We start from the raw sequence: 25658 nt of genomic DNA on the forward strand, positions 1-25658 counted from the left end.
CGCGGCCCCCCCCCGGGCGCCCCCCGCCGCGCCCGACCCAGCGAGGTAGCCGTGCAGCTGGCCGAATACCTGGACAAAGGGGCTTCGCTCGGAGACGAGCGGCCCTGCCTGACCACGAACGGGGAATCGCGGACCTACGCCGAGGTGCAGGAATCGTCCTGGCGGGTGGCCAGGGCTCTGATGGCCTCGGGAATCCGGCCCGGAGACCGAGTCGCGGTGTTGTCGGGCAACGATCCGCTCGCCCTGACCAGCGTTTTCGGCATCTCCCGCGCGGGCGCGGTGTGGTGCCCGGTGAACCCGCGCAACGAGGCGGCGGAGAACCGGCAGCTGCTGTCGATGTTCGGCTGCCGGTGCCTGCTGTTCCAGGAGCGGTTCGCTCCGCTGGTGCAGCGCATCCGCGACGAGCTGCCGGAACTCCTCACCCTGGTCTGCCTGGACGGGGAGGTCGACGGTGCGCTGACCTTCTCCGACTGGATCCGGGTCGACGACCCGGGCCACCGGGCACCGGCGGTCGCCGGTGACGAGCTGTGCATGCTCGCCGGAACCGGTGGCACGACGGGCCAACCGAAGGGGGTGCGGCTGACCGGGACCAACATGGCCACGGCGACCGCTCTGACGCTGATGAGCTACCCGTTCGGCGACCGGCCGAGGTACCTGGCGCTGGCGCCGCTCACCCACTCCGCAGGCGTGCTGACCTGGCCGATCCTGTCGCTGGGCGGCGAGATCGTCATCATGCCGGAGCCGGACCTGGGCGAATTCCTGCAACTGGTCGAACGGCATCGCATCACGCACGCGTTCCTGCCGCCGACGGTGATCTACGGGCTCCTCGACCACCCCGACCTCGACTCGACGGACCTGAGTTCGCTGCGCTGCCTCTGGTACGGCGCCGCACCGATGTCGCCGACCCGGCTGCAGGAAGCGCTGGAGCGGATCGGCCCGGTGCTCGGCCAGCTCTTCGGGCAGACCGAGGCGCCGAACATGATCGCCACGATGCCCCCGGCGGATCACTTCCGCGCGGACGGCTCGGTGGCGGTGGAGCGGCTTTCGTCCGCGGGAAGGCCGAGCCCGCTGACGCAGGTGGCGGTCATGGACGGGTCCGGTGCGCTGCTGCCCAGGGGCGAGCGGGGCGAGATCGTGGTGCGCGGCCCGCTGGTCATGGCCGGTTACCACGAGAACCCTTCCGCCACAGAGGAAGTCAGCGAGCACGGCTGGCACCACACCGGCGACATCGGCTACCTCGACGCCGAGAACTACCTGTTCATCGTCGACCGCGCCAAGGACATGATCATCACCGGTGGGTTCAACGTCTACTCCGCCGAGGTCGAGCAGGCCCTGCGCGAGCACCGCGCCGTGCAGGACTGCGCGGTGCTCGGCCTGCCGGACGAGAAGTGGGGCGAGCGGGTTACCGCGGTGGTGCAGCTCCGCGCCGGCGGGCGGGCCGAGCCCGACGAGCTCACGGCGTTCGTCAAGGAGCGGTTGGGCGGCGTGAAAACGCCCAAGCAGTTGGAGATCTGGCCCGACCTCCCCCGCTCGAAGATCGGCAAGGTCCTCAAACCAGAAATCCGCAAGCAGATCCTGGAGAACTGATCGAGTTCAGGATCGGGGGCGGTCGGCCGACACGCGGGGGGTCGTGTCGGCCGACCTTCGCGGTTTCGACGCCTGCCAGGGGAAGTCGCGTCGAAACGGGGCTTGTCGGCACCCCCGAGGTCATGCGCGAACGCGCAGTTCAGCGCGAAGTTCCGGTCGCGGATTGCGACATCCAGGTGATCCGCCCCCGAATCGACTCACCCAGTAGGGTGATCGCATTCATAATGTGCGCCGGTCCACAAGCTGTGATCACCGCAGGTGATCGCCGAAGATGGACCCACGCCAGACGTGTCATTCGAAGTAGGGGGAACACCGCCGTGGCCGGGTACCTGGTCGATCCAGCTGGGCTGGAGAGCGCCATCAAGAAGCTCGAAGACATCCGGGACAACGCGCGCTCGATGGTCCAGAGCATCGCGAGGACCGGTCCGGGCGCTTTCGCCGGTGAACTGACGGCCAAGGACAACTACACCTCGTCGGCATTCAAAGCCATCAACGAGCGCGCCGTCGGTGACCAGGGATCCCTTCAGATGATCGTCAAGGAGCTGAACACCAAGCTCACCGAAAAGATCGAGGCTTACCAGGCCACCCTGGACGAGTACAGGCGCAACGACGACGCCGCAGCCTCCAGCGTGCGCAACACCGAACAGTGAATCTCGATCACGGCAAGATGGCGGAGATGAAGACTCTGAAGCGAAGCTTGGTAGCGAGCGCGGCCGTCGCGCTCACCATCACGATGAGCGCGTGCTCGGGTGGCTCGGGCGACGACGCCGCGCCACCACCGCCGCCCCAGGGCCAGACCGGTCCAGCGATCAGCGATCCCAAGGACGCGTCCGCTGTTGACCTCTGCCAGCTGCTCCCGGCTGACACCGCCACATCGCTGGGCCTCAATCCAGCCGGTGAGGTCGAGACCAGTTCGGTGGACCCCGACATGCCACCGCAGTGCACCTGGAAGTCCGAGAACGGCGCCACGACCCTTTCGCTCGGACCGTCCAAGACTTCGGTCCAGTGGTACATCGACAACAAGGCCACGTTCGTCGACTACCGCGAACTGAACATCGCCGGTCACCCGACGGTCCAGGGCAACAAGGCAGACCCGACCCAGACCCAGAACTGCTGGATGTACCTGGGAACGATGGACAACCAGGTGCTGGGAGCGTTCGCCTTCGGCACCGCGGACCCGTGCTCGATGACGCAGAAAGCGCTTGAGGCGTCGGTGCCCACCCTTCCCGCCGCCAAATAAGGATCCTCTGGGGAGACAACACGATGCTGGACATGTGCTACGCCAGTAGCGCCAAGGAATACCGGAAGCAGATGGGTGGCGCCCCAGATGCTGCGGCTTTGCCATCGCCTTCGGACGAGGGCGTGAAGCTCTGGGAGAACGTCGCGAAGAACTTCGACCAGATGGCGACCGATATCGCCGATGCCCTGCGCGCTGCGGAAGCGGCCCACGAAGGCGCTGCTGCCGATGCCGCGAACGCCTCGATCGCCGAGATCAAGCCGCTGGCCCACTCCGCTGCCTCCACCTCGCGTGATGTCAAGGCTGCTCTGGAGGAGCAGAACACCTACCAGCGGGAGACTTTTCAGGCTCTTCCGGTCAAGGACGACCCGTTGCCGAGCGGGCAGGGTGCTCTTCTCGATCCGCCGCAGAAGGGGTGGGTCGAGGACTGGGGTCTCGACTCGAACCCGGTGACCGGGTGGATGTCGGACTACGAGGACCGGCAGCAGGCCTACGTGGACACCAACCAGCAGGCCAACCAGGTCATGGAGCGCTACAGCCAGCAGACCGAGGGCGTGATCGCGCGGCTGCCGGAGTTCCAGCCCGCCGACCAGCCGCCGCCCGCGGCTCCGCCGGTGTCGTCCTACCCGACTTCGAGCACGTATTCCGCTGGTGACAGCGGTTCCTCGTACTCGGGTGGCGCGCACTCCGCACCGTCCAGCACGTCGTCGGCTTGGGCTTCGGCTCCGAGCGCCGCACCCGCGGTGCACGCTCCGTCCGCGCCGGCCGCGTCGAACCCGTCCTGGGCGACGCCGACTCCCACGGCTCCCGGGCTCCCGCCTGGTGTCGTGCGCGGTCCCGACGGGACGCTGTTCCGGCAGAACCCGCAGACCGGCGCGTGGGAGCGGCAGAACCCCCACAACGGTCGCTGGGCCCCCTCCCCCAACGGCGGCCCCGGTGGTCGTCGCAGCGGCGACGGCGCAGGTGTGCCCGCAGGTCGCGCCGGCGGCCGGGCCGGGATGGGCGGTCTCGGCGGTGCCGGTGGCGCGAACGCCTCCGGTGGTGCCGCCGCCGGTCGTGGTGGCCAGGCCGGTGCACCCGGGGCGGGTGCCGGTGCCGGGCGCGGCAAGCAGGGTGAGTCCGAGGAGCAGGAGCACCAGCGTCCCGGCTGGCTCGTCGAGCGGGACGACGTGTTCACCAACGACATGCAGCGCACCGCACCACCCGTCTTCGGTGACGCCGACCAAGGCCGGTGATACGTGGCCAGGCGTGAACTGAGCCTGCCTCCCGCCGCCGCGAACTACCTCTGCACCCGGTTCGACCTGCAGCTGCACCCCCTGTTGCGGGTCGGTTGGCTGCCGCTGGACGCCACCGAGGACGACCGCCGCGAGGCGGCCGAACTCGGTCGGCGCCAGCTCATCCAGCAGAGCCTGTTCGACGGCGACGAGCTGCACCCCTTCGTCGAAGAGGCCGTCCACCTGCTGGCCCGACCGCCGCTGGCGATCGGGGTCGCCGTCCACGCGCGCGAGGGCGAGGACTTCAACGCCGTGCTCGTCGAGTACGGCCGCAGCACCGTCCAGGCGTACCAGGCGGACGGCGAAACCCCTGACGACCTGCGGGAGATCCGGGTCAAGCGGCACGAGCACGGTGGTCCGGCGGGCAACGCCATCAACCTGCTGGGCAAGGTCACCGCCGCCGAGGACGCGTCGGTGTCGATCCCCTACGCGCACCTGACGCAGGTGACCACGCGGATGGGCGGCTCCAAGCGGAGCCTGTCCTCGGCGCTGGGCTACGCCGGAGTCCGCGGCGCGCAAGCGAAAGCGCTGACGAACGCCTTCACCGCGAAGCGCAGCCTGGAAGGGCTCATCACCGTGCGCGCCTACGACCAGAAGGTTCGGCGGACGCGTTCGCTGCCGTTCAACACGCAGTTCTTCGCCACCGAAGCCGGTTGCTACCTGGCCCAGCGCAAGCCGGGGCGCGACGGGCGCGAGTGGTACACGCTGGCACCGGCCGACTCCCGGAAGCTCGTCGGAACGATCAACGAGATGATCCGGCTGCTCACCCGCCCGGCGGCTCGCGTCTGAGACGCGAAGAGGGGCCGACCTCTCCCAGAGGAGGTCGGCCCCTCTTCGACGGTGCCGCGTCGGCTCAGCCTTCGGTGATCGGCGCGTTGACGCAGGAGCTGTGCTGCGGAGAGGCGATCGGCGCCGCCACGCCCAGGACCCCGACGTTGTTGCCGCACGCCTGGATCGGTACGGCGCTCACGTTGTTGTCGTTGAGCAGGTTGACCCCTTCGTTGTCCGAGCTGTCAGCGAAGGCCGGGCCCCCGACGGCCATGAGTGCCGTTGCAGCGGCGGCAGCGCCGAGAAGTCGAGCGGAAGTGCGCACCTTCAGACCCCAATCTTCCGAGTGGTTTTCCAGCGGAACGAAGTAAGCTCGAACCGGCGGGATTCACCCTGGCAGCGGACTCGCCACCCAGCTCGGTGGGTCACGCCAACGTGCCACGGACTCCACTCGTGAGGTGTTCGAAAACACCCTGTGTGCACGGTGAAATCGGGCATTCCTCAGAGGACTCCCGCACGACCGGGTAACGGGTGATCGGAAACGAGCACCGATCATGATGTCCGCCCAGACCAGGCGGTCACCCGGGGTGACGCGAACGCGCGAACGGGGTGGCCCGGAAGGATTTCCGAGCCACCCCGTTCAAGCTACGGGATCAGGAACTGAGCGGAAGCACGTTCGGCACGATCATCGGGCGGCGGCGGTACTTCTCGGCCACCCAGCGGCCCACGACCCGCCGCACCGACTGGGCGATGCGGTGCGTATCGGTGATGCCCTCGGCCTCGGTGCGCGCCAGCTCCATCTCCACCAGCGGCACCACTTCGTCCAGCGCCTTCGGGTCGTCGGAGAACCCGCGGCCGGAGATCGTCGGCGACGAGACCGCGCGCCCGTTCGTGGCGTCCACCGCGACGGTGATCGCGATGAAACCGCCCTCGCCCAGCACCAACCGGTCCGACAGCGTCGACTCACCGACGTCGCCCACCGACAGGCCGTCGACGTAGACGTGACCGACCTCGACGCGGCCCGCGATGCTCGCGATGCCGTCCACCATGTCGACCACCACGCCGTCCTCGGCGATCACCACGCGATCAGCGGGAACCCCCGTCAACCGGGCCAGCTCGGCGTTCGCGCGCAGGTGGCGCCACTCGCCGTGCACCGGCATCACGTTGCTCGGGCGCACCGCGTTGTACAGGTACAGCAGCTCGCCGGCGGAGGCGTGACCGGAGACGTGGACCTTCGCGTGACCCTGGTGCACCACCTGGGCGCCCAGCCGGACCAGGCCGTTGACCACGCCGAACACGGCCGTCTCGTTGCCCGGGATCAGCGAGCTCGCCAGCACCACCGTGTCGCCGGCGCGGATGCCGATCTGCCGGTGCTCGCCGCGCGCCATCCGCGACAGCGCCGACAGCGGCTCGCCCTGCGAGCCCGTCGAGACGAACGCGACCTCGGCCTCCGGCATCTCCAGCGCCTGGTCCAGGTCGACGAGCAGGCCCTCCGGCACGTCGAGCATGCCCAGATCAGCGGCGATGCCCATGTTGCGCACCATCGACCGGCCCACGAAGCAGACCTTGCGGCCGTGCGTCTGGGCGACCTCCAGCACCTGCTGCACGCGGTGCACGTGGCTGGCGAAGCAGGCCACGATGACCCGCTGCGTCGCCTTGCCGATCACCCGGTCCAGGACCGGGCCGATCTCGCGCTCCGGTGTGACGAAGCCCGGCACCTCGGCGTTGGTGGAGTCGACCAGGAACAGGTCCACGCCCTCGTCGCCCAGCCGGGAGAAACCCGCCAGGTCGGTCAGCCGGTTGTCCAGCGGCAACTGGTCGAGCTTGATGTCACCGGTGTGCAGCACGACCCCGGCGGGCGTGCGGATGGCCACCGCCAGCGCGTCAGGGATCGAGTGGTTGACCGCGAAGAACTCCAGGTCGAAGGCGCCGTGCGTGCTGCGCTCGCCCTCCGCGACCTCGATCAGCTGCGGGTTCAGCCGGTGCTCGCGGCACTTGGCCGCCAGCAGCGCCAGCGTGAACTTCGAGCCGACCACCGGCAGGTCCGGCCGCAGCCGCAGCAGGAACGGCACCGCGCCGATGTGGTCCTCGTGGCCGTGCGTGAGGACCAGGGCCTCGATGTCGTCCAGCCGGTCCTCGATCGCGCCGAAGTCCGGCAGGATCAGGTCCACGCCGGGCTGGTCGTCCTCCGGGAACAGCACGCCGCAGTCGACGATCAGCAACCGGCCCTCGTACTCGAAGACCGTCATGTTCCGGCCGACCTCGCCGATGCCACCGAGCGCGACGACCCTGAGACCACCTTCGGCCAACGGGCGTGGTGGTGCCGACGAAGTCGGCGTCACCGGGTGGTACTCGGTGGCTGTCGCCTGTGCGCTCAACGCTGTGTCACCTCTGTGCTGCGTCCGGGTTGACCAATACCAAACCAGCATCCCACAGGTCACTGGTGATCAACCGCACCTGCTCCTCGGTGGCGGCCGGGAGCGGCAGCCTCGGCTGCCCGGTCTCGTAGCCGCACAGCCGCAGAGCGGTCTTGGCGAAGATGACACCACCGACGAAGTTCATCGACCGGTAGACCGGGAGGAGTCCCTTGTGGACTTCCAGAGCGCTTGCCACATCACCGGATTCGTAGGCGTCGAGCATCTTGCGAAGCCGGTCGCCGACCACGTGTCCGATCACGCTGACGAAACCGACCGCACCCACCGACAACCAAGGCAGGTTCAGCGGGTCCTCGCCGGAGTAGTAGGCCAGACCCGCGTCGTTCATCGCCTCGCTGCCCGCCCACAGGTCGTGCTTGGAGTCCTTGACCGCGACGATCTGCGGGTGCTCGGCCAGCCGCTTGAGGGTGTCGACCTGGATCGGCACCACGCTGCGCGGCGGGATGTCGTAGAGCATCACCGGCAGGTCGGTGGCGTCGGCGACGGTCCAGAAGTGCTGGAAGAGCCCTTCCTGCGGCGGCCGGGAGTAGTAGGGGGTCACGACCAGCAGGCCGTGCGCACCGGCCTTCTCGGCGGAGCGCGCCAGCTCCACGGAGTGCTCGGTGTTGTTCGTGCCGGCACCGGCGACGACGGTCGCCCGATCGCCCACGGCCTCGACCACCGCGCGCAGGAGCTGCTCCTTCTCCCGATCGGTGGTGGTGGGGCTCTCACCGGTGGTGCCGTTGACGACCAACCCGTCGTTGCCGACGTTGTCGACCAGGTAAGCGGCGAGCTCCTGCGCCACTTTCAGGTCGACCTTTCCGTCTTCGTCGAACGGCGTGACCATGGCGGTCAGGACGCGGCCGAACGGGCGGCCCGGAATGGCGGTGGGGCAGTCGGTCATGGTCCTGACGCTACCTGGTCAGGAACCCGCTGAAGACCACCGGACCGAGCTGAACCGAGCCCGCCGGAAAGGCCTCTCCGGCGGGCTCGAAATGCCGTGTTTCTTTCGGTCCAGCGGTGCTCTGACGAGCAGTTTTTCAGAACGAGCGGCGCAGGTCCTGCATCGCCATGACGTCGGCCTCGTTGCCCTCGAAGGTGACCTTGGTTTCGCGCCGGCCGAAGGCCTGCAGGAGCAACTCGCTGGGCTCGCCGATGATGCGCACCGTGCGCGGGCCGCGCTTGGCCGGGATCTCGGTGCCGTCGGGGCGGCGCAGCACCACGCCCACCGGGCTGCGGCCGTAGAACATCCGCGCGACCCGGCCCAGCGACTTCCACAGCGCCTCGTCGCGGGCCTCGTCGGACGGACGCGGCTGCCAGCCCTGCTGCGCGCGGCGAACGTCCTCGTGGTGCACGAAGAACTCGGCGGCGTTGACCGTCTCGTCGACCCCGCCGATGCTCATCGGGTTCCACTTGGGCGGCCCCTGCCGCACCTGGTCGACCAGCTCCGGCCAAGCCAGCTCGCGCAGCTCCTGCTCGGCGCGCTCACCACGCTCGGCCAGCGCCTTGATCAGCCGGCCCGCCAGCGCGTCCGGACGGCGTTCGCGCACGACCAGGTGCACCGCGAGGTCCCTGGTCGTCCACCCCTCGCACAGCGTCGGCGCGTCCGGGCCGACTTGCTCGAACAGCTCGCACAACAGCTGGCGTTCTTCGCTGGCGACACCCATGGCGCCCACTCTAAACGCCGATCTTCCCGAGCGTCGGACGTGTCCGCGATCGAGACGAAAACGGCACCCGCGGTTTCCCACGGGTGCCGCTGGTCGAACTTCGACGGGCGCGTGTCAGGTTCCGCTACACGCACCGCCGGGCGAAACGACCACAGATCAGGATGATCCTCAGCCCTCGGTGACGAAGGGGCTGGAGGCGACCTCCGTGCCGTCCTTGAGCGTGGTGATCTCGAAGTCGCTGAAGACGTTCGGCGCGGCCTTCTGCAGCTGCTTCAGGCACTCCACGGCCAGGCCGCGGATCTCCACGTCGGCGTGCTCGGAGGCGCGCATCGCGACGAAGTGCCGCCAGGCGCGGTAGTTGCCGCTGACCACGATGCGGGTCTCCGTGGCATTGGGCAGCACCGAGCGGGCCGCCTGCCGGGCCTGCTTGCGGCGCAGCGTCATCTTCGGCTCGTCGGCGAACTTCTCCTCCAGCGCCGCCAGCAGGTCGCTGTAGGCCTGCACGCTCGCCTCGGCGGCCTGCACGAACTTCTCGTGCAGCTCCGGGTCCTCGGCGATGACGTCGGGCTCGACCATCGCCGCGTCCCGCTCCGGGACGTAGCGCTGCGAGAGCTGCGAGTAGGAGAAGTGCCGGTGGCGGATCAGCTCGTGGGTCAACGAGCGGGACATCCCGGTCAGGTAGAACGACACCGACCCGTGCTCCAGCACGGACAGGTGGCCCACCTCCAGGATGTGCTTGAGGTACCCGGCGTTGGTGGCGGTCGCCGGGTTCGGCTTGCGCCACGACTGGTAGCACGCACGACCGGCGAACTCGGCCAGCGCCTGCCCACCGTCGGCGTCGGTCGACCAGTCCACGTCTTCCGGCGGGAAGAACTCGGTCTTGCCGATCAGCTGCACTTTCGGCCGCACGATCTCGGTCACGACTGGCGTGCCCCTTTCCTGCTTCTCACGACTCCCCATGTGTTGCCCGAAAGCCTAACCGGCTGGCCCGACAAGATCGCCTGACGCCAGATGACACCATCGGGTGTTTGCATGACGTCACCGATGCCGCCATAGTGGTGTCATGGACTTGAACCCGTACATCGACCAGCTTCGCGAAGACCTCACCTCCGCCGCTGCCGCCGGCGACGACCAGACGCGGCAGACGGCGGCGGTGCTGTCCGGCGCGATCGAGCCGGCCGCGCGGCTGGCGATCATGAACGCACTGTCCGACCTGGCGGCCGAGGTCACGACGAACCTCGACGGTCAGGTCGTGGACCTCCGACTGGACGGCCGCGACGTGCGCGTCGTGGTCAGCGGCGGCGGCAGCAGCCCGTCGCACACCGAGGACGAGGCCGAACCACCACCGCCTCCGCCGCCCAGCGGCGACAACGGCGACATCAGCCGCATCACCCTGCGGCTGATGGAGGAGATCAAGTCCCAGGCGGAGCAGGCCGCCTCCGCCCAGGGCGTGTCGCTGAACACCTTCGTCGCGCAGGCCGTGCAGGGCGCGCTGCGCGGAGGCGGACGCGGCGGCCCGTGGGACAGGCCGCGTCGCGGACGCGGTGGGCACGGGCACGGCGGGCACGGCCACGGGCGTGGTCGCGGGCCGTGGGACGGGCCCGGCTTCGGCGGCTGGCCCGGTGGCGAGGGCGGCGGCTCCCGCGTTCGCGGCTGGGTGCAGGGCTGATCCGGCCACACAGCGGAAGGGCGAGTTGAGATGACCGACAACAACGACGAACCCGACCTCGACCAGGAGTGGTCCGAGGCCGAGGAAGAACTGACGGATCTGCTGCGCAGCCAGGACTTCGACTCCGCCGCTCCGATCCGCATCGACATCGGCAACAACCGCGGCTCGGTCGTGGTCGAGCTGACCGACACGGCGATGACCCACGTCGAGGTCCGGCACGACCCGAGCTCGGGCGGGCAGGACTGGCAGAACGGGCTGTCCGGGCTGCTGAGCTGGGTCACCGAGCAGTTCGGCACGCCCGGCGGTCAGTTCGGCACGCCCGGCGGCCGCGGCGGGCTCGACCTGGGCAACCTGCCGCGCGAGCCGATCATCGAGGCCGTGCGCCGCACGCGGATCGACATGTCCAGCGGCCGGCTGGTCGTGCGGGCCCCGTCGAACGCACCGCTGCGCGGAGTTCCGCTCGCGGTGCGGGTCACCGCACCGCTGGGCTCCGAGGTCGGCGTGCAGAGCGGGTCCGCCGAGGTCGCCGTGTCCGGTTCTGCCGGGAAGGTCAACGTGCAGGCCGGGACGGGCACCGTCTCGATCGAGGAGGCCACCGACCGGGCCACCGTGCGCAGCGGGTCCGGACACCTCCGGCTGGGCGCGATGCGCGGCGGCGTGCACGCGCGCTCCGGGCGCGGTGACGTCGAGGTCGGCGTCATCGAGGCGCCGTCCTCGGTGGCCAACGGGTCCGGTGCCATCTGGCTCGGCGAGGTCTCCGACGACGTGCTGGTGCGCACCGGCAGCGGTGACATCACCCTGGCCGACGCGCTCGACGGGCAGATCGAGCTGATCACCGGGTCCGGCGAGCTGCAGGTGTCGATCCACCGGGGAACGAGCGCCGAGGTCGACCTGACCTCGTCCACCGGTGCCGCCCGCAGCGATCTGGACGTCACCGATCAGCGACCGGAGACCGAGCCAACGCTGCGCATCTTCGGCCGCACCGGCAGCGGCGACGCAGTCCTCACCACGGCCAGCTGAAAACCGCCGCGCAAAACCGTTCACGAACGCGGCGAAGCCGCTGTTTCAGGTGTGGGACTCAGCTCGCACCGCCGGGGGTTCTGAGCGGCTCTCTGGTGAGGACAGCCGAAGCGCCGTGTATTGGACATACACAAGTCTCGGATCCCGGAGCCAGAGAGCCGCTCAGGTTCCCCTACCCGCACCGCCAAGCAGAACAAGCAGCCTCTCAGGAAAGCCCAAGTTCCGCGTTGAGCGGGCGGATTAGGTCGCCTCGTTGGCCCACTACTACCTCGTCGAGGCCGAGCCAGGTCGCCATCTCGCGCAGGGTGGCGGCCAGCTCGGGCGCGACGGGCGCGGCATCGCGGCCGGGTTCGAGGAACGCTCCGGGCACCCGGAGCACGCCCGCCGCCCGGTCGGCCTTGAGGTCGACGCGGGCGACGAGCTCACCGTCGAGGAGGAAGGGGAAGACGTAGTAGCCGTACTGCCGCTTGGGTTCTGGAACGTAGATCTCGATGCGGTAGCGGAATCCGAAGATCCGCTCGGCGCGCGAGCGCTCCCAGATCAGCGGGTCGAACGGGCACAGCAGCGCCCGGCCTTCGACCTTGCGGGGAGCGCGGGCCTCGGCGTGGCGGTAGGCGGGCTGACGCCATCCGTGCACCACCAGCGGTTCGAGCACGCCGTCTTCGACGAGTTCCGCGACCGCCTGCTTGGACTGGTCCGGGGACAGCCGGTAGTAGTCGCGCAGATCGGTCTCGGTGCCGATGCCCAGGGCTTGGGCGGAGCGTTCCACGAGTGCGCGAACGGCTTCGGCGTCCTCGGGCTCGTGGGCTAGGACTTCGGCGGGCAGCACGCGTTCCGGCAGGTCGTAGAGCCGCTCGAAACCTCGGCGGGTGCCGGTGGTCAGTTCTCCCATCGCGAACAGCAGCTCGCAGACGCGCTTGGTGTCGGTGCGGTTCCACCACGGGCCGCGCCCCTGCCGCTCCCCACCGCCGAGCTCCCGTTCCAGCGGTCCCGCGCCGATCGGTCCGAGTTCCTTGACGGCGTTCAGCACGTCGTTGACCAGCTCGGGGTTCTGCTCCAGCAGCTCGCGGGAGCGCTTGCGCCACGCACCGCCGTACTCGCGCATCCGCCAGCGCAGCAGCGGCCAGTCCTCGACCGGGATCAGCGACGCTTCGTGCGCCCAGTACTCGACGAGCATCCGGGGCTGCCGCGCGGTGTGCGACCACGCAGCGGTGTCGACCAGTTCCGCCGGGTAGGCGCCGAGCCTGCTGAACAGCGGCATGTAGTGCGCGCGCACCGCGACGTTGACCGAATCGAGTTGCAACAGCTTGGTCCGGGACAGGGCCCGTTGGAGGTGCCGCCGGGTCACCGCGCCGCGTGGTCGCGGGTCGGCGAAGCCCTGCGCCGCCAAAGCCGTTCGCCGTGCCGTGTCGTTGCTGATGGTCTGCACCCGGGCGATGGTGCCAGCACTCCCCGACAACGCGGACTGCCGCCGGGTGCTCGGAACCGACACGTTAGGTTGTCGCGCATGGCTGAAGCCGATGTGCGCGAAGCAGTGGCGTCCGACGCCGCCGAGATCGCACGCATTCAGGTCGAGACGTGGCAGACCGCCTACGCCGAGATCCTGTCCCCCGCCGTGCTGGCCGGGCTGGACAGCGCCGAGGTCGAGCAGGAGTGGCGAGAAGCCGTCACCTCCGGAGCGGCCACCGTGCTGCTCGCGATCGAGGGACACTGGACCGTGGGTTTCTGCGTCGCAGGCCCAGCCCCGGAGCCCGAAGTCGCCGCCGCCGACGGCTCCCTCCCCGATGACGCGTCGACGACGGTGCTGGTCAGCTCGCTGCTGGTGGAGCCGCGATGGGGTCGTCGGGGTCACGCCGGACGGCTGCTCGGCACGATGGGTCGTCGGTTCGCCGCGCACGGTGCGACGCGTGGCATCGCGTGGGTCCCGGAGTCGGACTCGGCGTCGCTGTCGTTCTACCGCGCTGCGGGGTGGGCACCGGACGGTACTGTTCGCACGTTGGACGCGGGTGGGCGCCCGCTTCGCGAGATGCGCCTGACCGGTCCGCTGGAGTTCGAGTTCGAGCACCACTGACGCCTGCCCCCTCGGGAGCCGAAAGTGCTGACCATCATCGGGTTGCTGTCCACCACGTTCGGTGTGTCAGTGGCCTCCGCGCTCCTCCCGCTGATCAGCGTCGAGCTGTTCGCGGTGGGCCTGGTGCTCAAGGAACCGGACATCCCCTGGTGGGTCCTCGCGCTGGTCATCGCCACCGGTCAGATCGGCGGCAAGCTCCTCCACTACTACGCGGCCAGGGGCACCATCCGCCTTCCCGCGTTCATGCGCAGGGAGAAGAGGGAGAAACCGGAGTCCAAGGGTCGCTGGAAGACGTGGCTGGAGCAGTTCCGCGAGAACTGCCGGAACCGCCCGGTCTGGGCGGGCACCGTCCTGCTGATCAGCGCTGCCGCCAGCCTTCCCCCGTTCGCGGCGGTGGCCATCATCGCGGGTTGGGCCAAGGTCCCGGTGTCGACGTTCCTGATCACCGGTTTCATCGGCCGCTTCGCCCGCTTCGGCGCCCTTGCCGCGGCCCCATCAGCGATGGCCGCCTGGCTCTAATCCAATCCGGATTTCAGTGAGGTGATCTCAGTGCAAGGCCGGCGGGGTCCGGGAGGCATGTGAGCAACGGGTCGTGCGGACAGGGCACGGCAACCTGACGAACGACAGCCGCTTCACCAGATCGGGCGCCCACGGGGTCGGGGCCAGGGCAAGGCGAAGGACAGGGCGAGGAGACCAGGCCCCCGAGTATGGCCTATCGAGTCACAGTCGAGGTCGACGACGCGCTCGCTCGTTCCTGCTGCCCATCGGCCGCCGGGGGTGTCGTTCCGACGAGAGGCCTGGTGCCGCCGTCGCGGGCCGGATTCGAATTTCGCGCGAAATTCGAACGGCAAAGTTTCGACTCGAATTTCGCGCGAAATTCGAATTTTCACGCCGTGAGCGAACGCTCGCGGGTGAGGAGGGGGCGAACTCGTGGCGTCCACGACGTCACCGTCGCCCCGCAGGACCATCACCATCGCCCGTGGCCCACCCATCCTTACCTCCTACGAACACGGCACGACCCAGTGAGATCACCTCAGTGGAAACCCGGCCACCGATTTCCACTGAAACCAGGCCCCCGACCTCAGTGGAAACCCGAGTCCCGACTCCCACCGAACCCCAAACCCCGAACCCCGGGTTCCGAACCCCAAACGACGGGCTCCGAACCCAGGACCCGGGCCCCGGCGGAAACCCCGGTTCCGATTTCCGCTGAAACCAGGGGACCGACTTCAGTGGAAATCCGGGTCCTGACTTCCACTGAAATCCGGGGTTGGATTGCGGGCTGAGGCCGGGTGGGGGTGGTTGGGGTGTTTGGCCGTCGAACGGTGGCGTCTTCTCGCGGAGACGTCCCCTCGCAGTGGGGTGCGAGGGGACGTCGTTTTCCGGGAGAAAGCCTCGTCAGAAGCTCGGCAGGGTCGGCAGGGCCGGGAGGCCGAGGCGGGCCGGGACGCCGAGGACCGAGTCGATCAGGCCGAAGACCGGGACTCCGACCGGGGCGAACGTCCACTTGTTGTTGAGGTCGCCGGTGTCGGGTTCGTCGACGACGGCCGGGCCGTCCTGGGCCGTGACGGCAGCCGGGGCTTCCGGTGCCGCCAGAGCTGCCGGTGCTGCGGTGCACAGGGCCGCTCCGACCAGGAGCGAGGCGGTGATGGCGCGGGGTGCGGTGTGCTTCATGCGGGTTCCCTTCTCTCGGTCGACCTGCCGCGCGGTGCGCGGGCCACGCGGCGGGTCCGAACTAGCTGGTCAGCCGGCCAGGAGCGCGACGACAGGAGCCAGCAGCTGGGTGGGCAGCTGCACGGTCGGGGTGAGCACGGTTCCGAGGTCGACCCCCGGCAGGACCCACACCGACTCGGCGTTGGCGACGCCTCCGGTGAGCAGCACGGCGCTCACGGCGATGGCCACCGAAGCGGCGGCACGGCGGACGGACTTGGACATGTTGTTCCTCCTTTTCCCCACCACCGGCCGCGGCCGGTGGAAGATCAGCAGACGGCGTCCGAGGGCTTGGGGTTGCCCAGCCCGAACAGCGGTCGCAGCGCGACACCGGCGTAGGTGCCGAAGATGGCCATCACGCCCCACAGCCAGCCGTGCAGGCTGAACGAGGCGACGCCGGAGAAGTAGGCGCCGATGTTGCAGCCGCCTGCGAAGCGCGCGCCGATGCCCATCAGGATTCCGCCGAGCACCGCGCCGACGGCCATCCGCCACGGGATCTTGCGGTGCAGGGTGAAGGCCCCGGCCAGGGCGGCGGCGATCAGCGCGCCGGCCATGATCCCGAAGTCCATCACCGAGATCCGGTCGGTGAGCACGGATGCGGTGAGCTTCGCGGCGTTCTCCGGGTCCTGCCAGAACGGGGCGCTGGAGACGTCGACGCCGATCCAGCCGAGGATCTTCGCGCCCCACAGGCCGAACGCGGAGGTGATGCCCCACGAGCTGCCGGAGACGAACAGCGTCGCCGCGTTGAGCACGGCCAGCAGCACCGCGCCGACCCACAGCGGCCAGGAGCCGCGCAGGGCGCGCAGCACGCCCTTGGCGATCGGCGGCTGGTCGATCGGCGGAGGCGTGCGGCGCCGCTCGACCAGCAGCGACACCCCCACGATGACACCGATGATGACCAGCGTGATCAGCACACCACCGGCGTAGCCGAGCGGGGTTTCGGCCAGCGAGACCTTCGGGCCGATGCTCTGCACGCTCTTGATGAACGGCGAGATGAACGCGGTGAACACCGAGCCGACGATGAACCCGCCGAGGGTGAAGATGATCGCGGTCTGCCCGCTGCCGACCGCGAAGAGCGTGCCGGAGGCGCAGGAGCCGCCGACCTGCATGCCGACGCCGAACAGGAACGCGCCGAACACGACGCCGAGGCCGGCGGTCTGGAGCTGCGGTTCGGGCGTGCCGGACAGCGAGTAGCCGCTGCCGAGGATCCCCGCGAACAGCACGGCCGCCACGCCCAGCATGAGCATGTGCGCGCGGATCGCGCGGCCCTGTCCCACGGTGATCAGCTGGCGCCATGCCGAGGTGAACCCGAACCGGGAGTGGAACAGCACCAGTCCCAGGGCGAGGCCGATGCCGTAGAGCACGGTCATCTTCCACCCGGCGGCGTTGGCCACGGCGAGCCCGAGCAAGACGGCGATCGCGATGCCGATCGCCACGACTCCTCGTTGCGCGGGCGGTGCCGTGCGCACCGGTGGTGGGGCCGGTCTTTCAACGTCCACAACAGACATCTGCACTCCTACTTCTCCGTGAGCGGACCTGAGATGGCCACGATCGTCCCCTGCGGGATCCACTGGCCGAGGTTTCCGCCATGCTCGTGTCCGCCCATCTGCATGACGTCGACCTGGGCGGATGCGTAGATGGTGATCTCGCCGGCGATGTTCTCGCCGCGGGCGCGCGCCCACTCCCGGTATCCGGACAGCGACGGCGGGTCGCCGAAGGCGCTCGCCTGGGTCATGCCGTAGGTGAGGGCGTTGCGGTCGCGCGGGTCGAAGCGCAGCGGCAGCGCCGCACCCGCGGTCGAGTTCACCACCGGACCGTGCAACAGCCAGGGCGCGAGGTGCATTCCGTACAGGAAGTTCACCCGTTCCAAGGTGTGGGACGCCTTCTGCCAGCCCGATACCTGCAGCAGCGCCCCGTCGGGGTTGTCGTTGATGGGAACGCCGAGGTGAGCGGCTTCGGCGAGGACGACGTCGGTCGCGGCCTTGCCGCGCGGTGTGTCGTCGCCCACGACGGACAGCGAGGGCACTTTCAGCTCGGCCAGGTAGGAGACCTGCTTGCGCAGCGCGTCGGCGTCCTCGGCGAGAAGTTCGGTGTTCGGGCAGGTCACCGGGGCGGGCGTACCGGCGGTGATGCCGCCCAGGGCGGCGCTGGCGCACTCCGGGTCGGCCGCGCCGGCAACCTCCGGCAGATCACCGGTGTCGACCTCGACGGTCCCCGTCTCGCCTGCCCGGGAGATGACCAGGTCGCTGCTGCCGGGAGGCAGGTCGACCTCGGCCCACGTGCCGGAGGCGCCGGGGATCGAGACCGCTCGGGCGATCCGGTCGTTCTGCTCGACGGTGATGCCCTGTCCGGCGCTTTCCGGGAAGTGCACCAGGTTTCGACCCGCGCGCTGCGGGCTGACCAGCACCGGCGTTCCGGCGGCTTGGGCGAGCCGGGCGATGCCGGGGACGGGCAGGTCGTGCGGGCGCGGAATGCCGGGCAGCGTGGCCCAGGCGAGGACGACGGCGAGCACGCCGATCGCGCCGAGGCGGTAGACGCGCCGTTCCTCGCGCAGCGCGAGGGTCACCGCCAGCACGGAGACGGCGCCGATGACCAGCACCAGCACGGTGATCCCGTAGCCGGTGCTCCACAGCCTGCGGTCGAAGACGCCCGACAGCACCAGCTGCCCGATGCCCGCTCCGACCAGTGCGATGGCGCCGGTCAGCGCGATGGGTCGCGGGCGCAGTCCGCTGTCGGGGCGCCAGGTCTTGGCCAGCGCCAAGCCGAACCAGACCACGGCGACCGCGACGAAGATCGTGTCGAGGAAGAAGGCCAGCGAGGTGTGGCCGAGGGCGGCTTCGGCGATGAGCAGCAACGCCAGGCCGAAGCCGAGGAAGGTCGAGGGGCCGCGCCAGCGCAGCGCGATGGGCACCGCCAGGGCGAGGACCACGTGCGCGATGGCGAAACCGGTGTTGATGTGCAGGACCACGGCGGACAACCCGGCCAGCGCGGCGGTGCCGACGCCTGCGATCCAGGCGGACCACGGACGCATCACCGCTCCGGCGCGCAGCAGGCCGATGCCGGCGACCACCGCGGTGCCGCTCAACAACAGCACGCGCAGCACCAGCGCGAGGAAGTCCACACTGGACACTCCGGTGTGGCTGTGCATGTTCCACATCCGCTCTAGTCGAAAAGCAGGATTCGTTCAGGGAAGCGTCAGGTGCGGGACTCGGCTCGCACCGCCGCGGGTTCTGACACGTCGTCACGCGAAGCAACTCTGGAATCAGTCCGCAGGAGGTGGGTGGCCGCCGTGGAGCGGCGGCCACCCGCTCGCCACTGAGTCCAGGTGTCCGGTGGCGACTCCGCGAACTACTTCAGGTCGCTGTCGGAGACCACGAACAGCTCGGAGTGAGGCTTGGCGTTGCCGAACTCGCCGTGCGGCCAGGACCGCCGGTTGAAGTTGACGCCGGGCTCCCCGGTCACCTCGTCGCGGAAGGTGTCGTCGAGCGAAACCTTCCCGTCCGGGCCGAGGTCGACCATGTTGACCTTGTGGTCACCGTCGTTGCCGGACCGCGCGACGAAGTAGTTCGACACCGCGAGACGGCCGGGCGACTGGGTCTCGGTGTACTTGCCGTCCGGGCCGAGCACGAAGTTGTCGTACCCGCCCCAGTGCGGACCGCCCGCGGCCTTGCCCGGGTTGATGGGCGTCGTACCGGCCACCGTCGGGCAGTCGGCCTCGGCACCGCCGTGCTCGGACTCGGCGATGGTGTCGATGTTGCACTGGAAATCGTTGCCGGAGTTGACCAGCTTCTGGATGTCCAATGTGTACACGCCACCGGTGGTGCCCGGGTCGTCCTTGCCGAAGGTTCCCGCGGCGCGCCCCTGGATCGCCCGGTACAGGAACCGGTCGTCCGGGCTGGTCTGGATCCAGCCGCCGTTGGAGCTGCCGCCGTTGCGGTCGTTGGCCTTGTCGAAGTTCACGACCGCTGCACCGTCGTCGAAGACCTGGCGCCAGTGCGGTTCCGGTGCCGTGATGTCGGGCGTGTAGAACACCGCGCCACCCTGCATGGTCTGGGCGAACGCGCCCTTGTGACCGGGCAGGTTCGTCACGGTGGTCTCCATGACGGCCCGCTGCTCCTGGTGCAGCGGGTCCTCCGGGTTGGCCCGCGGGCCGTTCGGGAGGTAGCTGACCGCCTTGAGCTTCGGGTGGTTGCGGTCGGCGATGTCCCAGGTCCGCACGGTCGGCCGCCGCAGGTACGGCGACGGGGCCTTCACCGGGTCCAGGATGATGTTGCGCGGCTCGGTGTAGTCCGCCGTGACCAGGGTGTTCAGGTCCTCGCGGGCCTGGATGCCGTGCGGGTTGGCGCAGGTCGGCGTGCCGATCCGCGGCAGGTTGTCGCACAGCTTCTCGTTGTCCCCGCCCGGTGTGGCGGCCGGGGATTCCGAGAGCACCTTGGCGTTCTCGTCGAACCGGACGACCTCGCCGGGGCTGCCGGCGAAGCCGTTGCCCAGGTGCACCGAGCCGTCCGAGTAGCGGTACGGCCCCGGAGCCACCGGGCCACCCATGTAGGTGCCGTAGGCGGTGCCGTCCTTGAGCGTCCAGTACGCGTCGGGAACGGAGCCGCCCGGTGTCTGCGTCGGCAGGCTGATGCCCTTGAGCTTGACGTTGGGCAGCGAGGTCACGTCGAACGCGTAGGTCGCCGCGCCGAAGAGCGCACCGGCGAAGATGGTGTCGCCCTTGTGCCACACGTACTGCATGTGGTGCGGCTCGTTCTCGACCAGCGGGCCGACGGTGACCGTGTTGACCACCTGGCCGTAGCCGGGTGAGCCCTTGGTCGCGTCGATGATCGCCAGGAAGTCCGGTCCCGGCAGGGCGTTGGCGACCTTGCCGGTGCCGCCTGACAGCGAGCCCGGCAGGTTGCGGACGTCGGCCACCGCGGTGTCGGCGATGTTCTCGTCGCCCGCCCAGACGACCAGCCACTCCTTGGGCTTGCCGTCCGATGTGGACTTCTCCAGCGCGCTCTTCACGACGTGGTTGGTGACGGTGTAGTCCTTGCCGTCCGCACCCTTCACGGACTGCGAGGACACGTCGACATCGGCGTAGGCGTCCTGAACCGGCAACGTGACCGAACCGACCGCGAGGGCTATGGCGGCCAGCCCGATGGGCAGTCTTCGAAGACTCTTCTTCATGTGTGCTCCGGATTTTCGTGGAGAATTCCGAATTCGGGCACGACGAATTCGCGCGTTCGGAATGCGCGGTTTCCGAACGTGCGTCGTCGTGAACTACTCGGAGAGAGAGAAAACGCCTTGCAGCGGCGGGAGAAAGAGGTCCCTTAGGCGTGACAGAGCGCGCTGGCCTGCTGCCGGAGATCGACATGCAGGCGAGCCACCAGACAGGCGAACCTGGACATGCCAGTAATAATCAAGAAAGGCTCACGAGGTGTCAACGTTCAACCACGTCGTGGGATCCCCTCCCACAAGATCCTGAGAACCGCCTGGTAAAAACGATCAGTAGCCCGTACGGCGGTATTCGCGAAAGCTCAAGCGGACTTAGGATTTCCGGTTCTCCGCCGTCGTGGCGGCTCGGATGAGCACACCGGCAGCGGCCTCGATCCGCTCCTCGTCGCCGGTGACGATGCGGTCCAGGCACAGTCCGCGCAGACCCGAGATGAGCAGGCTCGCGCGGGAACGCGCCTCGAGCTCGTCGAAGCCGAGCCCCCGGTAGACGGGCACGAGCGGCTCCACCATCGCCCTGACGGCGTCCGCGGCGAGCTCGGCGTAGCGATCCGGCTGGGTCGGGGCAAGGCTCAACACCTGGAACAGGATCCGGATCGGCCGCTGCTGGCGCCCGCGCGTGATCGCCTCCCACAGCTCCCACGCCGCCCGCTCCAGGTCACCGGTATCGCCGACGTCGCGGAACAGGTCGGAGACGTCGGGACGGCTCGCGGCGATCGCCTCGGCGATGAGCGCCTCGCGGCTGCCGAAGTAGTACAGCAGCATGCGCTTGCTGGTGCCCAGCTTCTCGGCCGTGGGCGCCAGGGACAGGTCGGCGATGCCGTGCTCGGCGAGGTGCTCGACGACCTTCCGCAGCAGCCCGGCGCGCTTGTCGCCTCGTGAACTCACCCCTTGACCGTACCGATCGGTACAACTAGCGTGCAATCGCTGTACCGATCGGTACAACGAGTGCCGGCACGACCGTCGGAGGTGGACATGACGACGAGGTCACCATCGGTAGCGATCATCGGGGCGGGGATCGGCGGGCTCACGCTCGCGATCGCGTTGCGGCGCAGGGGAATCCGGGCTGCGGTCTACGAAAGTGCATCTGAGCTGCGGGAAGTGGGCGCGGCCGTGGCGCTGTCGGCCAACGGCACGCGCGTGCTGCACGCCCTCGGCCTGCGCGACCGCCTGGCCGCCCGCAGCGCCGTGCCCACCGAGCTCGTCTACCGGGACTGGCGCGGTGGCCGGCGGATCGCCGCCTTCGCGGCCGGCGCCGACTACGCGGCCCGGTTCGGCGCGCCGTACTACGGCGTGCACCGCGCCGATCTCCAGGCCGCTCTGGCCGAGACCTGCGGGCACGACGACCTCCACCTCGACCACCGGCTCGTCGACATCTCGACCGAAAACCGGGGATACGAGCTGCACTTCGCCGACGGTGCCACGGCGCACACCGATCTCGTCGTCGGCGCGGACGGCGTGCACTCCACGGTGCGCCGGTGGGTCGCGGACGACGAATCGGCCCGCTACTCCGGCACCAGCGGTTTTCGCGGCCTGATCCCCGTTGATGCGATGCCCTCGCTGCCCGACCCCGGCGCCATCCAGTTCTGGATGGGGCCCGGCACCCACGTGCTGCACTACCCGATCGGCGACGGCTCCTTCGTCAACTTCCTGGCCGTCGTGGACGACCCACCGACGTGGACGGGCTCCAGCTGGGTGGAGGACGTGCCCGCTGACCGGCTCCGCGCGCCTTTCGCCGACTGGCACCCGGGCGTGCGCGAGATGGTCGCGGCGACGAGCCTGCACAAGCGGTGGGCCCTGTTCGGGCAACGGCCGCTCACCCGCTGGCACCGGGACGGGATCGTGCTGCTCGGCGACGCCGCGCACGCCATGCTGCCGCACCACGGTCAAGGCGCGAACCAGTCCATCGAAGACGCGGCCACCCTCGCCTCGCTGCTGCACCGCTTCGCGCCGGATCAGGCGCTGCCCCGCTACGAACGCCTCCGCCGCGCCCGCACGCGCGCGGTCCAGCGCAGTTCGTGGGTGGCGTCGGCGCTGCTGCACCTGCCCGACGGGCCGGACGCCGACGACCGCGACCGGCGGCTCGCGGCGATCCCGGACACGCTGCAGTGGATCCACGAGCACGACGCCGAGGCCGCGGCGGAGGCGCTGAGCTGAGCGTTTCGCCTGCGGCTCAGGCCTTGTCGTCGCGCTCCAGGTCGATCGCCTTGCGCATCGCCTTGCGACCGCGGTTGCGGTCACCGGCGAGGTCGTAGGCCTGCGCGAGCGCGAACCAGCGGCGCCAGTCCTGCGGCGCCGCTTCGAGTTCGGACTGCTTGGCGTCGAACCACTCGTCGGCGGCCTCCCGCTCGATCCGGCCCGAGGGTCGGCGCGGGAGGTGCGAGACGTCCGGCAGCACGCCCTCGTCGTCGAGCCTGCGGGCCAGCCGCTCGGTGGCGGCGCCGAAGCGCAGCTGGTCGGCGACGAGCACCGCGCCCAGCACGGGGAAGACCAGGATCGCCAGGCCGAGCGCGATGAAGACCGGCTCACCACTGATGATCATCGTGATCGCGCGACCGCCCATCAGCACCAGGTAGGCCAGCAGCACGAGCGCGATGACGAACGCGGCGGTGCGCGCCGTCATCAGCTGCTTGGCCACCTCAGATCCCCATCAGCACGTCGAGCCCCACGGTCAGGCCCGGACGGCCGGGAACCTCGCGGATGCCCAGCAGCACGCCCGGCATGAACGAACGCCGGTCGTAGGAGTCGTGGCGGATGGTGAGGGTCTCGCCCTCGGTCCCGAAGAGCACCTCCTGGTGCGCGACCAGTCCGGTCATCCGCACCGCGTGCACCCGCACCCCGTCGACCTCGGCGCCTCGGGCTCCGTCCGGGTCCTTGGTGGTGGCGTCGGGCATCTCGCCGAGTTCGGCTTCCTCGCGAGCCTTCGCGATCACCTGCGCGGTGCGCGCCGCGGTGCCCGAGGGCGCGTCGGCCTTCTTCGGGTGGTGCAGCTCGACGATCTCGGCGGACTCGAAGTACTTGGCGGCCAGCTCGGCGAACCGCATCGACAGCACGGCGCCGATCGCGAAGTTCGGCGCCACGATCACGCCGACCTCCGGCTTGGCGGCCAGCCAGGTGCGGATGGAGTCCAGCTCAGCCGGTCCGAGACCGCTGGTGCCGACCACGACGTTGATGCCGTTCTCGACGCAGAACTTGATGTTGTCGAGCACCGAGTCGGGGTGGGTCAGGTCAACGGCGACCTGCGCGCCGGACTCGACGAGCCGCTCGATGGGGTCGCCCTGGTCGACCTCGGCGACCAGCTCGGTGTCGGCGGCCTCGCCGACGGCTCGCGCCGCTTCGGAACCCATCCGCCCGCGGGCGCCCAGCACACCAACCTTGATCACCGTGGAAACACCTCTCCGCACCGACGCTGCTCACCCGAAGTCTAGGCATCGTGCCCGCGGCCACCCGACAACCCACCCCGCGTGGTGACCGACACCATCCCGGTGATCCGCACGAGCGCGCGCGTGAGTCCAGGACGGCGACGGTTTTGGTCCGAACCGACCGGACGAAGGGGACATCGATCATGGACGGTTCGGACCAGAACCGCCCACTACACGCCCTCCGGCAGGTCCTCCGGGGTCTTGTAGGGGCCCACGACGGCGGTGGTGAAGGGGCGGTTGAGGATCTCCCGGGCGAGGGTCGCGACGTCCTCGGGCGTGACCGCCTCGATCTTGGCGAGGGTCTCCTCGACCGTGTAGTGGCGGCCGTAGTTGAGCTCGGTCTTGCCGATGCGGCTCATCCGGGCCGCGCTGTCCTCCAGCCCCAGGACCAGGCCACCCCGCAGCTGACCGCGGCCCCGATCGACCTCCTCCGCCGACAGGCCCTCGGCCGCGACGTCGGCGAGCACCGAGCGGATCACCGAGGCGACCTCGCCCAAGCGCTCCGGCGTGCAGCCCGCGTAGACCGAGAACGTGCCCGCGTCCGAGTAGGCGGTGCTCGACGAGTACACCGAGTACGCCAGGCCCCGGCTCTCGCGGATCTCCTGGAACAGCCGCGAGCTCATCCCGCCGCCGAGGGCCGCGTTGAGCACGCCCAGCGCGAACCGCCGCTCGTCGTAGCGGTCCAGGCCGCGGCAGCCCATCAGCAGGTGCGTCTGCTCGGTGTCATCGGGCTGGAGCACCAGCCGCTCCTGCTTGGGCAGCCGGATCCGGCCGCCGCGCGGCGCCTCCGGGCGCTCGTCGCCGGTCAGCCGGTCGCCCAGCGCCTTGCGCAGCAGCCGCACCACCTTCGCGTGCTCGACGTTGCCCGCGACCGCCACGACCATCTTCGGCATCTGGTAGCTGCGCCGGTAGAAGCCGTGCACCCGGTTGCGGGTCATGTCGCTGATCGACTCCTCGGTGCCCAGCACCGAACGCCCCAGCGGGCTGTCGCCCAGCACGGCCGTGGAGAACAGCTCGTGCAGCAGGTCCTCGGGATCGTCGTCGCGCATCGCGATCTCCTCCAGGACCACGCTGCGCTCCACGTCCACGTCGGAGGCGTCGTTGACCGCGTCGAAGACCACGTCGCAGAGCATGTCGATGGCCAGCGGCAGGTCCTCGTCGAGCACGTGCGCGTAGTAGCAGGTGTGCTCCTTGGAGGTGAACGCGTTGAGCTCACCGCCGACGGCGTCGATCTCCTGCGCGATGCCCACGGCGGTCCGCTTCGCGGTGCCCTTGAACAGCAGGTGCTCCAGGTAGTGCGCGGCACCGGCCTGCGCCCTGGTCTCGTCTCGCGAGCCGACCCCGACCCAGATGCCCACCGATGCCGAACGGACGCCGGGAACCGGTTCGGTGACCACGCGCAAGCCGCCCGGCAACACCGTCCGCCGCACTTCCGCGGAACCGTTGTCACCGAGAACCCGGGTGGTCCCGGGACGTTGCAGGTGCCCGGCTGTCTGCTTCTGCTGCTTCATAACCCTGTTCTCGTCGCCTCCGCGCGGTCCCCGCGCACTCACGACAATACGGCCCGCCCCGGAAGACCGGGACGGGCCGCATCGCGATTTCTGATCA

25 protein-coding genes are annotated in these 25658 nt (G+C 69.6%); 10 read left to right on the forward strand and 15 right to left on the reverse strand.

Annotation, left to right across the window (positions count from 1 at the left end; all coding sequences use genetic code 11):
- Positions 1–51: 51 nt before the first annotated feature.
- The 5 genes from AB0J91_RS18625 (at position 52) to AB0J91_RS18645 (ending at position 4887) form a co-directional block, all read left to right on the forward strand.
- Positions 52–1587, forward strand: a complete 1536-nt coding sequence (locus AB0J91_RS18625; protein ID WP_363870273.1) for a long-chain fatty acid--CoA ligase — start codon at positions 52–54, stop codon at positions 1585–1587.
- A gap of 122 nt (positions 1588–1709) precedes the next feature.
- Positions 1710–2237: a hypothetical protein gene (locus tag AB0J91_RS18630; RefSeq protein ID WP_363870276.1), complete on the forward strand. Its 528-nt coding sequence runs from the start codon at positions 1710–1712 to the stop codon at positions 2235–2237.
- Positions 2238–2263: 26 nt separating this feature from the next.
- On the forward strand, positions 2264–2827 hold the full coding sequence (locus tag AB0J91_RS18635) for a DUF3558 family protein (protein WP_363870279.1): 564 nt from the start codon (positions 2264–2266) through the stop codon (positions 2825–2827).
- Between the two features lie 32 nt (positions 2828–2859).
- A complete protein-coding gene (locus tag AB0J91_RS18640) occupies positions 2860–4059 on the forward strand; it encodes a hypothetical protein (RefSeq protein WP_363870282.1) in 1200 nt (399 codons plus the stop codon).
- A 3-nt stretch (positions 4060–4062) separates the two neighbouring features.
- A complete protein-coding gene (locus tag AB0J91_RS18645) occupies positions 4063–4887 on the forward strand; it encodes an ESX secretion-associated protein EspG (RefSeq protein ID WP_363870285.1) in 825 nt (274 codons plus the stop codon).
- A gap of 64 nt (positions 4888–4951) precedes the next feature.
- On the opposite strand, the gene AB0J91_RS18650 is transcribed toward AB0J91_RS18645, so the two are convergent.
- The 5 genes from AB0J91_RS18650 to thyX all read right to left on the reverse strand — a co-directional run bounded on the left by AB0J91_RS18650 (position 4952) and on the right by thyX (position 9868).
- A complete protein-coding gene (locus AB0J91_RS18650) occupies positions 4952–5191 on the reverse strand; it encodes a hypothetical protein (RefSeq protein ID WP_363870287.1) in 240 nt (79 codons plus the stop codon).
- Between the two features lie 328 nt (positions 5192–5519).
- On the reverse strand, positions 5520–7208 hold the full coding sequence (locus AB0J91_RS18655) for a ribonuclease J (RefSeq protein WP_363870491.1): 1689 nt from the start codon (positions 7206–7208) through the stop codon (positions 5520–5522).
- Between the two features lie 43 nt (positions 7209–7251).
- Positions 7252–8184, reverse strand: a complete 933-nt coding sequence (gene dapA / locus AB0J91_RS18660) for a 4-hydroxy-tetrahydrodipicolinate synthase (RefSeq protein WP_363789119.1) — start codon at positions 8182–8184, stop codon at positions 7252–7254.
- 136 nt (positions 8185–8320) lie between these two features.
- Entirely contained in the window at positions 8321–8947 is a 627-nt protein-coding gene (locus AB0J91_RS18665; protein ID WP_363789118.1) for a TIGR03085 family metal-binding protein, read from the reverse strand.
- Positions 8948–9115: 168 nt separating this feature from the next.
- Entirely contained in the window at positions 9116–9868 is a 753-nt protein-coding gene (gene thyX / locus AB0J91_RS18670; RefSeq protein ID WP_132620715.1) for an FAD-dependent thymidylate synthase, read from the reverse strand.
- Between the two features lie 142 nt (positions 9869–10010).
- Here thyX and AB0J91_RS18675 point away from each other — a divergent pair, with 142 nt between their 5' ends.
- Both AB0J91_RS18675 and AB0J91_RS18680 read left to right on the forward strand, forming a co-directional pair.
- The gene (locus AB0J91_RS18675; protein ID WP_363870290.1) at positions 10011–10616 is read left to right on the forward strand and encodes a toxin-antitoxin system HicB family antitoxin; all 606 of its coding nucleotides are present in this window, start codon (positions 10011–10013) and stop codon (positions 10614–10616) included.
- Between the two features lie 30 nt (positions 10617–10646).
- Positions 10647–11636, forward strand: coding sequence for a DUF4097 family beta strand repeat-containing protein (locus tag AB0J91_RS18680; RefSeq protein WP_363870293.1), 990 nt, complete (start codon positions 10647–10649; stop codon positions 11634–11636).
- A gap of 205 nt (positions 11637–11841) precedes the next feature.
- On the opposite strand, the gene AB0J91_RS18685 is transcribed toward AB0J91_RS18680, so the two are convergent.
- Positions 11842–13065, reverse strand: a complete 1224-nt coding sequence (locus tag AB0J91_RS18685) for a crosslink repair DNA glycosylase YcaQ family protein (protein ID WP_363870296.1) — start codon at positions 13063–13065, stop codon at positions 11842–11844.
- Positions 13066–13143: 78 nt separating this feature from the next.
- Here AB0J91_RS18685 and AB0J91_RS18690 point away from each other — a divergent pair, with 78 nt between their 5' ends.
- Together AB0J91_RS18690 and AB0J91_RS18695 are read left to right on the forward strand one after the other, a co-directional pair.
- Positions 13144–13707: a GNAT family N-acetyltransferase gene (locus AB0J91_RS18690; RefSeq protein ID WP_363789114.1), complete on the forward strand. Its 564-nt coding sequence runs from the start codon at positions 13144–13146 to the stop codon at positions 13705–13707.
- Positions 13708–13731: 24 nt separating this feature from the next.
- Complete coding sequence (locus tag AB0J91_RS18695; protein WP_363870299.1) at positions 13732–14226, forward strand: VTT domain-containing protein; 495 nt, start codon at positions 13732–13734, stop codon at positions 14224–14226.
- An 876-nt stretch (positions 14227–15102) separates the two neighbouring features.
- Here AB0J91_RS18695 and AB0J91_RS18700 read toward each other — a convergent pair.
- From AB0J91_RS18700 to AB0J91_RS18725, 6 genes are all read right to left on the reverse strand, one after another.
- Positions 15103–15378 carry a hypothetical protein gene (locus AB0J91_RS18700; protein ID WP_363789111.1) on the reverse strand — a complete coding sequence of 92 codons (276 nt, stop codon included), beginning with the start codon at positions 15376–15378 and terminating at the stop codon, positions 15103–15105.
- Between the two features lie 69 nt (positions 15379–15447).
- Positions 15448–15639, reverse strand: coding sequence for a hypothetical protein (locus tag AB0J91_RS18705; protein WP_363870302.1), 192 nt, complete (start codon positions 15637–15639; stop codon positions 15448–15450).
- Positions 15640–15683: 44 nt separating this feature from the next.
- Positions 15684–16922 carry a YeeE/YedE family protein gene (locus tag AB0J91_RS18710; protein ID WP_363870305.1) on the reverse strand — a complete coding sequence of 413 codons (1239 nt, stop codon included), beginning with the start codon at positions 16920–16922 and terminating at the stop codon, positions 15684–15686.
- Positions 16923–16930: 8 nt separating this feature from the next.
- Complete coding sequence (locus AB0J91_RS18715; RefSeq protein WP_363870308.1) at positions 16931–18571, reverse strand: hypothetical protein; 1641 nt, start codon at positions 18569–18571, stop codon at positions 16931–16933.
- A 191-nt stretch (positions 18572–18762) separates the two neighbouring features.
- Positions 18763–20583: a hypothetical protein gene (locus tag AB0J91_RS18720; protein ID WP_363870311.1), complete on the reverse strand. Its 1821-nt coding sequence runs from the start codon at positions 20581–20583 to the stop codon at positions 18763–18765.
- Between the two features lie 360 nt (positions 20584–20943).
- Complete coding sequence (locus AB0J91_RS18725) at positions 20944–21516, reverse strand: TetR/AcrR family transcriptional regulator (RefSeq protein ID WP_363870314.1); 573 nt, start codon at positions 21514–21516, stop codon at positions 20944–20946.
- Positions 21517–21603: 87 nt separating this feature from the next.
- Between AB0J91_RS18725 and AB0J91_RS18730 the strand changes: the two genes are divergently transcribed.
- Positions 21604–22785, forward strand: coding sequence for an FAD-dependent monooxygenase (locus AB0J91_RS18730; protein ID WP_363870317.1), 1182 nt, complete (start codon positions 21604–21606; stop codon positions 22783–22785).
- A gap of 16 nt (positions 22786–22801) precedes the next feature.
- Here the strand turns inward: AB0J91_RS18730 and AB0J91_RS18735 are convergent, their stop codons facing one another.
- The 3 genes from AB0J91_RS18735 to AB0J91_RS18745 all read right to left on the reverse strand — a co-directional run bounded on the left by AB0J91_RS18735 (position 22802) and on the right by AB0J91_RS18745 (position 25561).
- Positions 22802–23251 (reverse strand): hypothetical protein, encoded by a 450-nt coding sequence (locus AB0J91_RS18735; RefSeq protein ID WP_363789315.1) that lies wholly within the window; start codon positions 23249–23251, stop codon positions 22802–22804.
- 16 nt (positions 23252–23267) lie between these two features.
- On the reverse strand, positions 23268–24011 hold the full coding sequence (dapB, locus tag AB0J91_RS18740; RefSeq protein WP_363870320.1) for a 4-hydroxy-tetrahydrodipicolinate reductase: 744 nt from the start codon (positions 24009–24011) through the stop codon (positions 23268–23270).
- 209 nt (positions 24012–24220) lie between these two features.
- The gene (locus tag AB0J91_RS18745; RefSeq protein ID WP_363870323.1) at positions 24221–25561 is read right to left on the reverse strand and encodes a pitrilysin family protein; all 1341 of its coding nucleotides are present in this window, start codon (positions 25559–25561) and stop codon (positions 24221–24223) included.
- Positions 25562–25658 lie beyond the last annotated feature (97 nt).

This window comes from Saccharopolyspora sp. NPDC049357, assembly GCF_040677225.1.
Lineage (GTDB): Bacteria > Actinomycetota > Actinomycetes > Mycobacteriales > Pseudonocardiaceae > Saccharopolyspora.